At 61.2% G+C, this 11690-nt stretch carries 10 protein-coding genes; 8 read left to right on the forward strand and 2 right to left on the reverse strand.

Going from position 1 to position 11690, the window contains the following annotated elements; translation table 11 throughout:
* The first annotated feature begins 209 nt into the window (after nt 1–209).
* The 5 genes from QFZ91_RS41180 to QFZ91_RS41200 all read left to right on the forward strand — a co-directional run bounded on the left by QFZ91_RS41180 (nt 210) and on the right by QFZ91_RS41200 (nt 4357).
* Nucleotides 210–656, forward strand: a complete 447-nt coding sequence (locus QFZ91_RS41180) for a hypothetical protein (protein ID WP_429570816.1) — start codon at nt 210–212, stop codon at nt 654–656.
* 88 nt (nt 657–744) lie between these two features.
* Nucleotides 745–2502 (forward strand): ShlB/FhaC/HecB family hemolysin secretion/activation protein, encoded by a 1758-nt coding sequence (locus tag QFZ91_RS41185; protein WP_429570817.1) that lies wholly within the window; start codon nt 745–747, stop codon nt 2500–2502.
* 58 nt (nt 2503–2560) lie between these two features.
* Nucleotides 2561–3241 (forward strand): CsgG/HfaB family protein, encoded by a 681-nt coding sequence (locus QFZ91_RS41190; protein WP_429570818.1) that lies wholly within the window; start codon nt 2561–2563, stop codon nt 3239–3241.
* Nucleotides 3242–3312: 71 nt separating this feature from the next.
* Nucleotides 3313–3681, forward strand: a complete 369-nt coding sequence (locus tag QFZ91_RS41195) for a DUF4810 domain-containing protein (protein ID WP_429570819.1) — start codon at nt 3313–3315, stop codon at nt 3679–3681.
* Nucleotides 3682–3691: 10 nt separating this feature from the next.
* Complete coding sequence (locus QFZ91_RS41200) at nt 3692–4357, forward strand: DUF799 domain-containing protein (protein ID WP_429570820.1); 666 nt, start codon at nt 3692–3694, stop codon at nt 4355–4357.
* A 269-nt stretch (nt 4358–4626) separates the two neighbouring features.
* On the opposite strand, the gene QFZ91_RS41205 is transcribed toward QFZ91_RS41200, so the two are convergent.
* Both QFZ91_RS41205 and QFZ91_RS41210 read right to left on the reverse strand, forming a co-directional pair.
* Nucleotides 4627–4932 (reverse strand): DUF4148 domain-containing protein, encoded by a 306-nt coding sequence (locus QFZ91_RS41205; RefSeq protein ID WP_176106557.1) that lies wholly within the window; start codon nt 4930–4932, stop codon nt 4627–4629.
* Nucleotides 4933–5142: 210 nt separating this feature from the next.
* A complete protein-coding gene (locus tag QFZ91_RS41210; RefSeq protein ID WP_176365981.1) occupies nt 5143–6147 on the reverse strand; it encodes a LysR family transcriptional regulator in 1005 nt (334 codons plus the stop codon).
* Nucleotides 6148–6323: 176 nt separating this feature from the next.
* Between QFZ91_RS41210 and QFZ91_RS41215 the strand changes: the two genes are divergently transcribed.
* The 3 genes from QFZ91_RS41215 to QFZ91_RS41225 are packed head-to-tail and all read left to right on the forward strand — an operon-like array spanning nt 6324 to nt 11677.
* Nucleotides 6324–7190 (forward strand): alpha/beta hydrolase, encoded by an 867-nt coding sequence (locus QFZ91_RS41215; RefSeq protein ID WP_429570821.1) that lies wholly within the window; start codon nt 6324–6326, stop codon nt 7188–7190.
* A 34-nt stretch (nt 7191–7224) separates the two neighbouring features.
* On the forward strand, nt 7225–8448 hold the full coding sequence (locus tag QFZ91_RS41220; RefSeq protein ID WP_176379330.1) for an efflux RND transporter periplasmic adaptor subunit: 1224 nt from the start codon (nt 7225–7227) through the stop codon (nt 8446–8448).
* A 43-nt stretch (nt 8449–8491) separates the two neighbouring features.
* Nucleotides 8492–11677, forward strand: a complete 3186-nt coding sequence (locus QFZ91_RS41225) for an efflux RND transporter permease subunit (protein WP_429570822.1) — start codon at nt 8492–8494, stop codon at nt 11675–11677.
* The last annotated feature ends 13 nt before the right edge of the window (nt 11678–11690 follow it).

Raw genomic sequence — 11690 nt, forward strand, 5'->3', positions numbered from 1 at the left:
TGCGATTGTACATAAAAGCGTATCTATCCTTGGCGGGAATTGTAGCGGCTTTTTTAGGGGTCTCTATTGTGCAGGGGGCAGGATGGAGGCCGGCTTTGGCTGGGATGCCTCTTTATGTAACCTTGTTTATTGCGATCTCGTTCAAGTTGATCCGAGACATCTTCAAGCTGAAGAGGCTGGGGTCTCAGCGACAAGATGAAGGATAAGGAATGGATAAGAGTTCGATGCTGGAAGCATTTAGGCGCGCAGTGCCACGGACCCGCCGGAGAGGGCTGTTCTTTCTTCATATAGCGGTTGTTTTGGTGGCAATGGCCCGACTTCGGGGAGAGAGCTGGAATGCAGCGCTCGTAAGGGCGATACTTGTCGCCATAACGTTTGTTGCTCTGTTTGTTTTCGAAACGTATAACGAGAAACAAGCAATTTCTGGAAAGCCAAGACTCGATAGTGGGCAACTATGGAAGCGCTTCTTCGTTGTGTGCGCAGTGCTATCGGTGATTTATATTGGGGTGGCTGTAGGTTTGGCGGTGCTCGCGGGCAATCCAGATGGATTGCAGGAACTATTTCCTATTTATTTTCTAACTTTGGCTTGCTGTTCCGTCGTCTTATTTTGGGAGTTTAAGCATCTCAGCGACGGTGGAGGCGACACCTCAACTTGATATTGCTTGCGTCCAAACATCAGAGGGCGCTTTTTAACCATAGAGTATCGCCTGACTGGCAGCTCAGTCGCCTATCCAAAAAAACCGCATGAAAATCCGCAAAAGGCTGGCGGCATTGCCGCTCACAGCCGTGATAACGCTCGCCCACGCGCAGCAGACGCCGATGCCCACACCAGCGGACAAAGCAGCAGCGGCACGCGCGAACGCCGAGCAGAACCAGCAGGTCGAGCAGCAACGCAATGCACAGGAACGCAACGCCACTGTCAATGCGCCTTCAGTGCGTTCGACAGCTGAGCGCGCCTCGGGCTGGCCTGAACTGCCAGCTGAAACGCCGTGCTTCCACATCGATGTGTTGGTGCTAGACGTTCCTGCAACGCTGTCTGATGCAGTGCGCTCGCAAGGCGCATCCGCATTGCCGCTTGACCGCTTTGCGTTCGCCCGCGAATGGCTCGACCACTACACGGGGCAATGCGTGGGCAAGGCAGGACTCGACACGCTCACGAAGGGACTGCAACAGGTCATCCTGAGCCGGGGCTACATCACCACGCGCGTGCTGCTGCCCGAACAGCATCTTTCAACCGGGACGCTGAAGTTCGCACTGGTGCCGGGTGTGATCGGGCAGGTTCGCTTTGCCGATCCTGCCACGCGCGGCACATGGAAGTCGGCATTCCCGACGCGAGATGGCAACCTGCTGAACCTGCGCGACCTCGAGCAGGGACTTGAACAGATGAAGCGCGTCAGCAGCCAGGACGTGGACATGAAAATCGAACCCACGGAGGTACCTGGCGAAAGCGATGTTGTCGTGACGGTAAATCGGACCAAGCCGTGGACGGTGGTCGCTTCGGTGGACAACTCGGGCACGCGGGCCACCGGCAAGCTGCAGGGCAACCTGAGCCTGGGTATCGACAACCCGCTCGGGCTGAATGACATTTTCAACGTCGGCGTGAGTCAGGACCTCGAATTTGGCGACAAAGGTCTCGGCTCGCACGGATGGAACGGCTTCTATTCCGTTCCGTGGGGTTACTGGACCGGCACGCTGTCCGCCTATACGAACACGTACTATCAGCAGATCGCGGGCGTCAACACGACTTTCGTGTCGAGCGGCAATTCGCAGACGGTCGATTTCAAACTGGCGCGTGTCCTCATGCGCAGCCAGAACAACGTGCTTGGTGTGCAGTTCCGGCTGACGAAGCGCTTTGGCGAGAGCTTCATCGAAGATACCGATATTCCGCAGCAGCATCGCAATAACACCTTCATCGAGGCGGCGCTAACTGACCGTCATTACTTCGGCGCGTCGCAGTTCGACGGCAGTCTCGCGTACCGTCAGGGTGTGGGCGGACTTGGGGCGACACCAGACTTCTACGAGAATGGTCCGACTTACCGCTTCCGCATGGCTGTGCTCGACGCGAACCTGTCGGTGCCGTTCCAGATCGCGAACCAGCCGCTACGCTACGTGACAAGCGTTCACGGCCAGTTCACCAACAACACGCTCAACTATATCGATGACCTGACCATCGGCAGCCGCTACACGGTGCGCGGCTTCGACGGCGAAACGATGCTGGCCGCCGAGCGCGGTTTCTTCTGGCGCAATGAGCTTCAGGTACCAATCGGCTCGACGGGTCAATCTGTGTACGCAGGTATCGACTACGGCCACGTGTTCGGGCCGAACGCCGCATTTCTCGTCGGTACACAACTGGCGAGTGCGGTGATCGGTGTGCGCGGCAGCGCATCGGCAAAGTTAGGTGCGCTCGCCTATGACCTCTTCGCGGGTACGCCGATCTATAAACCATCGGGCTTTTCAACTTCGCGGGTCACCCTGGGTTTCCAGGTGACCGCGCAATTCTGATATTCGCCCCGCCGACGCTATCCGGGTTTTCGGCATTTCAACAAAAAGGAAAAGCAAAATGAAGTTATCCAAAACATATGCGCTGGGAACCGTGGCTGTTGCCGTCCTGGTGGCGTTGGGCGGATGTGCAACCGAGTCCTCACGCTCACTGCCGGTGCCGCCCGTCGCCAGCGCGCAGAAACCGGCCGTGGGCCAACCCATCGGCGTTTCAGTCGGCAAGTTCGACAACCGCTCGAGCTATATGCGCGGGATCTTCTCGGACGGCGTTGACCGTCTCGGTGGTCAGGCCAAAACGATCCTGATGACGTCTCTCCAGCAGAGCGGCCGCTTCAATGTGCTCGATCGCGACAACCTCGACGAAATCCGCCAGGAAGCGGGCTTCCTCAAAAAGGCGCAGTCGATCAAGGGTGCCCGCTTCGTCGTCACCGGCGATGTCACGGAATTCGGTCGCAAGGAGGTCGGCGACCGGCAGCTGTTCGGCATCCTCGGTCGCGGCAAGAGTCAGGTGGCCTATGCAAAGGTCAGCCTGAACGTCGTCGATACGACGACATCCGAAGTCGTGGCGTCGAGCCAGGGCGCGGGTGAGTTCAGCCTTTCGAACCGTGAAGTCATCGGTTTCGGCGGCACGGCCAGCTACGACTCCACACTGAACGGCAAGGTGCTCGATCTGGCGATCCAGGAGGCCGTCAATCACCTCGTCGAGCAGGTCGATGCAGGCACGCTCAAGGCCGCACAGTAAGTGCGTGCAGGTCTATTGCGTTCGATCCACTTCCAACCGCACCTGCAATCAACATGATGACGCGATTCACGATGAAACATAACCGCATGATGCGTGGAATCTATTTGCCAGTAACGACGGCAGCCGTGCTCCTCGCGGGATGCGCGGCGAACAGTCCCCAGCCGCTTTATCAATGGACCGGCTACCAGCCGGCCGTGTACGACTATCTGAAGGGAGAAAAGGCACCGCAGGAGCAGATCGAGGCGCTTGAGAAATCCCTCCAGGACATCCGCGGCAAGGGGCACACGCCACCGCCCGGATTTCATGCACAACTGGGCATGTTGTACGCGAGTGTCGGCAACGACACCCAGGCCATGCAGGAGTTCGAGTCCGAAAAGCAGCTGTTTCCGGAATCCTCGATCTACATGGACTTCCTGATGAAAAAACCGAAACAGCCCTGAGCGAGCCACCATGTCCAAGATACTTACCTTCAGGCTCGGCTTTGCGCTGTCGACGGTCGCGCTGCTGGCCGCGTGCGCGCAACCTGTGAAGCACGCCGACTACACGGCGTTCAAAAACAGCCGGCCGCACTCGATCCTGTTGCTGCCACCGACCAACGAAACGGCGGACGTACAGGCGACCAACAGCATGCTCTCGCAGATGACGATGCCGCTCGCCGAATCGGGCTACTACGTGATACCGGTGGCGGTGATGGATGAAACGTTCAGGCAGAACGGCCTGACCATGGCGGCGGAGATCGAAGCGAGCTCGCCTGCGAAGCTGCGCGAAATCTTCGGTGCCGACGCGGCCCTGTATTCGAAGATCACGCAGTACGGCACCGTATATCACGTCGTCGACAGTGCGACAGTCGTTACGGCATCCGCCCGGCTGGTCGATCTCAAGAGCGGTGACGTGCTATGGCAGGGTAGTGCCAGCGCCAACAGCAACGAAGGCAACAACTATGCTGGAGGTGGCCTGCTCGGCATGCTCGTTACGGCTGCAGTCAAGCAGATTGCGGATTCGCTGACGGACAAGGGACACGATATCGCCGGCGTGACGAGCTATCGGCTTCTGCATGCCGGGCCGCCGAACGGACTGCTGTACGGGCCACGGTCACCCAAATACGGCACCGATTGAACGCTGCCGGGTCAGCAAAAAACGGCTTGCGCTTTCGATCGCTTCAATGCAAATGCGCCCGCGAAGCCACTTCGCGGGCGCATAACGGCGAGTGCCGTGAACGACAGAAAGCCAACACTCAATGCTGTACCGGGCGATACGGCGTCCACACGGGCGTATCGGTATCCCAGTTATCGAGTTCCGATGGTGTCATGATGTGCTCCTTGATGAAGAGGCGCGCTTCTCGTGCGGCAGGCGCGCCGGTTTCCGAATCAACCTCTGCCAACTCGTTACTGGCCCTTCGCGACGCGCGTCACTTCGCCGTTGGTCCCTTCCTGCAACGCGATGCGCGCGGCCTGCGTCTGGCCGATCAGGCCTTTGTTCGGATAAGACGTGCGATTCAGCGAGGGCAGCGAGCCGTCGCGATACGCGGCGACCAGTTCGGCCTTGACCTCGGCGCGCGTCTTCGTGCTCGCGCTTGGCGCCGGTTGCGTGTCATAGGTTCCTGCACGGCCGATACCGCCGCCGCCTTCCGCAAATGCCGGAACGCTGACGAGCAGCGACAGGGCGAGGCCTGCCAACAGATTGCGTTTCATGATTCACTCCTGTCGATTCATTGGCAGCGTGATGGCGCTGCGACAGGGTGAAATGTAGACGTTGACGCGTTGCGGATAAATCGCGGTTTTGCGAAATGAATAGTCGCGATTCAGGAACAATCGCGAGCGAGCCTAGCAGAAGCAGTGCATTTGCACGTTTGCCGCGGCATTGGCGCCGCGGCTGGAATTCACTGTTTCAATTAACGTACTTCAGGCGACCCATTCGGACATCACCGGTGTGTCGAGCGCCGGCGCGGACTCGCGCTGCTCGAACGTGCGCTTCGTGCAGGTGGCGTCGAGACTGCCGCGTCCGCTGAGCAATGGGCAACGATCGAACAGCTCCGCAATCCAGTCTACGAAAACGCGGACTTTCGGCGACAGATGACGACTGTGCGGATAGACTGCCGAAATCGGCATCGGCAAAGGTTTCAGTTCCGGCAGTACTTCGACGAGCTGGCCCGAGCGCAGATGTGGCAGCACCATGAAGAGCGCCGGCTGAATCAGGCCGAAGCCTTCGAGCCCGCAGGTCACGTAAGCATCGGCGTCGTTGACCGACACGATGCTCTTCATCTTCACCTCTACCTCGTCGCCGTTCACCAGGAACGCCCAATCGAGCGTGCGTCCCGTGCGGCTCGAGAAGTAATTGACGGCTTTGTGATTTTCGAGATCTTCGAGCGAAGTGGGAATCCCCGCGCGCTTGATGTATTCGGGTGCCGCGCACGTCACACCCTCGAACAGACCGATGCGGCGTGCGACCAGTGACGAATCCTGCAGCGCGCCGACGCGTACCACGCAATCGACGCCCTCCTGCAGCAGATCGACGGGCCGGTCGGTCAGGCCCAGTTGCAGATCGATGTCCGGATAGCGCGTGTGGAATTCGCACAACGCCGGAATCACGAGCAGACGGCCAATCGAGCCCGGCATGTCGATGCGCAGTTTGCCGTGCGGCTTCTTGTTGCCGCTCTGGAAACTCGCCTCGGTCTCTTCGACGTCAGCGAGGATGCGCACGCAGCGCTCGTAGTACGCGGCGCCATCGGGCGTCAGCGACAGACGGCGGGTGGTCCGGTGCATCAGCCGCGTGCCGAGAAACGCTTCGAGGTTCTGAATAATCGTAGTAACCGATGCGCGCGGCAGGTCGAGCGTCTCCGCTGCGCGGGTAAAGCTGTTGGTGTCGACGACACGTGTGAACACTTGCATGGCCTGAAGCCGGTCCATTGCAAACCTCCAGTAGGGGCTGGTGCGCAGGCGGGAATGGAGTCCGCAAAAACAATCGCAACCGGATTGTTCAAAGGCACCGAATTGTGTTGCCGGATTATAGGCATTTATTTGCGAGTCTGCTGAACCCACAATTCGCACCATTGAAGTTCTATGCGCATTTTGCGCGGCTCGACATGGATGCATTCAAATCGCCGTACCCGTCCGTTTCCATCGGCGTTTCCGCCGAAGACACTGACGCTGAGGCCAATGACGCAACACTTGAAGTCACCGACGTGGGTATCGATGGGTACGCTCAGCCCATTACGTTACGCCTGTATCGGCTGACGAAAAAAACTGCATTGCCGGTATTGCTTTATTTTCACGGCGGCGGCTTTACGAAAGGTTCGATCGAATGCGCGGACTTCGCCGCGCGGTATTTCGCAGAACACTTACCGGCGCTCGTGGTGTCGGTGGGCTATTCGCTCGCGCCGCGGTTTCCGTTTCCAGCCGCGCCGGAAGATGCGCATCGCGCGGCGCTGTGGGTGCAGACGCGGGCGCGAGCGTTTGGTGGCAATAGCAGAAAGATCGGTGTGGCGGGGCATGACGCGGGCGGCCAACTCGCCAATTGTCTCGCGTTCATTGCGCGCGATCGTGGCGACGTGCAGATCAACGCGCAGGCGCTGTTCGGTCCGATGCTCGACCCGAGCCTGACGCGGCTTGGCGACGAGAAGCGGCTCGGTTCGGACATCACCGCGCGCGAGTGCGCCGCGTGTTATCGCGCGTATCTGCCGCAAGCGTCGCAGCGCATGCATCCGTATGCGGCGCCGCTCGAATCGTCGCGGCTCGCCGGCTTACCGGCCACGCTGATCGCCACCGCGCAGAACGACGTGCTGCATGTCGAGGCCGAAAAGTATGCAAGCAATCTGATCGACGCGGGCGTGCAGACCCAGGTGGTGCGCTTTCCGAGCGTGTCGCACGCGGCGCTCGCCGATCATCCGCCCGCTTTGCAGGAAGCGGTGCGCTTTTTCCAGTGGCGCTTCGATGCGCGCGCTCATCGATAAACAGAAATTCAATCAACGATACCGGGAGCTACACATGACTATCCTTCCTCTTTCCCGCCGCCGCGTGGCGCTTGCCGCGCTAGTGGTCGTCGTTCTTGCCGGGCTCGGCACGTTCGGCGCGATCCGTGTGGATGCAAGCTCGCCGGCCGCGCCGACCATCGTGCCGGAAGTCGACGTGGCGACCGTCGTGCAGAAGACGATCACCGACTGGCAATCCTATTCGGGCCGTCTCGAAGCCGTCCAGAAAGTGGACGTGCGTTCGCAGGTGCCAGGCACGATCGTGTCGGTCAACTTCAAGGACGGCGCGCTGGTCAAGCAGGGCGACACGCTGTTCGTCATCGATCCGCGTCCGTACGCGGCCGAAGTCGATCGCGCGGAAGCCCAGCTCGCGGCCGCGCAGGCGCGTACCGGTTATACGCAGAGCGACTGGGAACGCGCGCAACGGCTGATCGTCGACAACGCGATCGCCAAGCGCGACTACGACGAGAAGCAGAACGCCGCGCGCGAGGCGAGCGCGAACCTGAAGGCCGCGCAAGCCGCGCTCGAAACGGCGCGCATCAATCTCGGCTACACGAAGATCGTCGCGCCGGTATCGGGCCGCGTGTCGCGCGCGGAGATCACGGTCGGCAACGTCGTGTCGGCCGGCGCCAGCTCGGCGCCGCTCACTACGCTTGTGTCGGTGTCGCCGATCTACGCATCGTTCGACGCGGACGAACAGACCTATCTGCAATACCTGAGCCGCGCGAAGGACGGCGGCAAGGTGCCGGTGGAACTCGGTCTCGCCGATGAATCCGGCTATTCGCGCAGCGGCACGATCGAGTCGGTCGACAACCGGCTCGACACGTCGTCGGGCACGATCCGCGTGCGCGCGAAGTTCGACAACGCGGACGGGGCGCTGATTCCGGGCCTCTACGCGCGCGTCAAGGTGGGCGGTAGCGCCCCGCATCCGGCACTACTGATCGACGATGCCGCGGTCGGCACCGACCAGGACAAGAAGTTCGTGCTGGTCGTCGATCAAGGCAACCACGTGGTTTATCGCGAGATCACGACGGGTTCGATGCAGGGCAATCTGCGCGTCGTCAAGGACGGTTTGAAGGCGGGCGACCGCATCGTCGTCAACGGCGTTCAGCGTGTGCGCCCCGGCGACGCGGTGCGCGCACACATGGTGCCGATGACGACCGACGATGACCCGAACAGCGCCGCGCTCGCACAGTCGCACGGCAAGGCGGCGGACACCGGCGCGAAAGGCAATTCGTGAGCCGCGTGTTCCAACGCGCATGTTCCAAAGTTAAGAGCTTCCAATGAACATATCCAAATTCTTCATCGATCGCCCGATCTTTGCAGGCGTGCTATCGGTATTGATCCTGCTTGGGGGCATCATCTCGCTGTTTAAGCTGCCCATCTCCGAGTACCCGGAAGTCGTGCCGCCTTCGGTGGTGGTGCACGCGCAGTATCCGGGCGCGAACCCGAAGGTGATCGCCGAGGCGGTCGCAGCTCCACTCGAAGAACAGATCAATGGCGTCGAGAACATGCTGTACATGCAGTCGCAGGCGAATAGCGACGGCAATCTGACGCTGACGGTCACCTTCAAGCTCGGCACCGATCCCGACCTCGCGACGCAGCTCGTGCAGAACCGCGTCAATCAGGCGCTGCCGCGTCTGCCTGAAGACGTGCAGCGACTCGGGGTGACGACGATCAAGAGTTCGCCGACACTGACGATGGTCGTGCACCTGATCTCGCCGAACGATCGCTACGACATGACGTATCTGCGCAATTACGCGCTGCTGAACGTGAAGGATCGGCTCGCGCGGATTCAGGGCGTCGGCGAAGTGCAGCTGTGGGGCTCGGGCGACTACGCGATGCGGATCTGGCTCGATCCGCAGAAGGTCGCGCAGCGCGGTCTCACCGCGACTGAAGTCGTCAACGCGATTCGCGAGCAGAACATCCAGGTGGCGGCCGGTGTGATCGGTGCATCGCCGTCGGTGCCCGGCACGCAGTTGCAGTTGTCGGTGAACGCGCGCGGCCGGTTGAAGACCGAGAGCGAATTCGGCGACATCATCGTGAAGACCGCGCCCGATGGCGGCGTGACCTATCTGCGCGATATCGCGCGGATCGAACTCGCGGCGTCGGAATACGGCCTGCGTTCGCTGCTCGACAACAAGCCCGCGGTTGCGCTCGCGATCAATCAGGCGCCGGGCGCAAACTCGCTCGCGATTTCGGAGCAAGTGCGCGCGGCGATGAAGGAGCTCGCCGTAGACATGCCGGCCGGCGTCGAATACCGGATCGTCTACGACCCGACGCAGTTCGTGCGTTCGAGCATCGAGGCGGTGATCCACACGCTGCTCGAAGCGATCGCGCTGGTCGTTATCGTCGTGATCGTGTTCCTGCAGACGTGGCGCGCGTCGATCATTCCGTTGATCGCGGTGCCGGTGTCGATCGTCGGTACGTTCTCGCTGCTGCTGGCATTCGGCTTTTCGATCAATGCGTTGTCCTTGTTCGGCATGGTGCTCGCGATCGGTATCGTCGTCGACGATGCGATCGTCGTGGTGGAGAACGTCGAGCGCAACATCGAAAGCGGGCTCAGTGCGCGCGATGCGACCTACAAGGCGATGCGCGAAGTGAGCGGGCCGATCATCGCGATTGCGCTGACGCTCGTCGCCGTGTTCGTGCCGCTCGCGTTCATGACGGGTCTCACGGGCCAGTTCTACAAGCAGTTCGCGATGACCATCGCTATCTCGACGGTGATCTCGGCGTTCAATTCGCTGACGCTGTCGCCGGCATTGTCCGCGTTGCTGTTGCGCAGCCACGGCGAGAAGGAGGACTGGCTGACGCGGGTGATGAACCGTGTGCTCGGCGGCTTCTTCAAGCAGTTCAACAAGGTCTTTCATCGTGGGTCGGAAGCCTATGGCCGCGGCGTGACCGGCGTGCTGCGTCGCAAGGGCGCGATGCTCGCGGTGTACGCGATCCTCGTCGGTGCAACCGTGTTGATGGCGCGGATCGTGCCGGGCGGCTTCGTGCCCGCGCAGGACAAGGAGTATCTGATCGCGTTCGCGCAGTTGCCGAACGGTGCGTCGCTCGATCGCACGGAGAAGGTGATTCGCGATATGAGTGCGATCGCACTGAAGCAACAGGGCGTCGAAAGCGCGGTGGCGTTCCCGGGTCTGTCGGTGAATGGCTTTACGAATAGTTCGAGCGCGGGCATCGTGTTCGTCACGTTGAAGCCGTTCAAGGAGCGCGGCGACAAGAAGCTGTCGGCGGGCGCGATTGCCGGTGCGTTGAACCAGCAGTACGGCGCGATCAAGGACTCGTTCGTCGCGGTGTTCCCGCCGCCGCCAGTGCTCGGGCTCGGCACGCTCGGCGGCTTCAAGTTGCAGCTCGAGGATCACGGCGCGGTCGGCTACGCCGAACTGAACAAAGCAGCCGAAGCCTTCGTGAAGCGCGCGGCGCAAACGCGCGAACTCGGGCCGACCTTCTCCAGCTATCAGATCAACGTGCCGCAACTCAATGTCGATCTCGACCGCGTGAAGGCGAAGCAGCTCGGCGTGCCGGTCACGGACGTGTTCGACACGATGCAGATTTACCTGGGCTCGCTGTACGTGAACGACTTCAACCGCTTCGGCCGCGTGTATCAGGTGCGTGTGCAGGCGGATGCGCCGTTCCGTCAACGCGCCGACGACATCCTGCAACTGAAGACGCGCAACGCGGCGGGCGAGATGGTGCCGTTGTCGTCGCTCGTCACGGTGACGCCGACCTACGGGCCGGAGATGGTGGTGCGCTACAACGGCTACACGGCGGCCGACATCAACGGCGGCCCGGCGCCCGGCTTCTCGTCGGGACAGGCGCAGGCCGCGGCCGAAAGCGTGGCGGCCGAAGTGCTGCCGCGCGGCGTGAAGCTCGAGTGGACCGACCTCACGTATCAGCAGATCCTCGCCGGCAACGCGGGCCTGTGGGTGTTCCCGATCAGCGTGCTGCTCGTGTTCCTCGTGCTCGCGGCGTTGTACGAAAGCCTGACGCTGCCGCTCGCGGTGATCCTGATCGTGCCGATGAGCGTGCTGTCGGCGCTGACCGGCGTATGGCTCACCGGTGGCGACAACAACATCTTCACGCAGATCGGTTTGATGGTGCTGGTGGGCTTGTCGGCGAAGAACGCGATTCTGATCGTCGAGTTCGCGCGTGAACTCGAACACGATGGACGCAGTCCGCTGCAGGCGGCAATTGAAGCGAGCCGTCTGCGTCTGCGGCCGATTCTGATGACGTCGATCGCCTTCATCATGGGCGTGGTGCCGCTGGTGCTGTCGAGCGGTGCGGGCTCGGAAATGCGTCACGCGATGGGCGTCGCGGTGTTCTTCGGCATGCTGGGCGTCACGCTGTTCGGCCTGATGCTGACGCCTGTGTTCTATGTGGTGCTGCGTTCGCTCGCGGGCGGGACGATACACGTCGCGCAGAAGGATGCGCCGCGCTATGGCGCGCCCGTTACGGACGCCTGAGGAGAAAACAACA

The organism is Paraburkholderia sp. JPY419 (genome assembly GCF_050435705.1).
GTDB lineage: Bacteria > Pseudomonadota > Gammaproteobacteria > Burkholderiales > Burkholderiaceae > Paraburkholderia > Paraburkholderia youngii.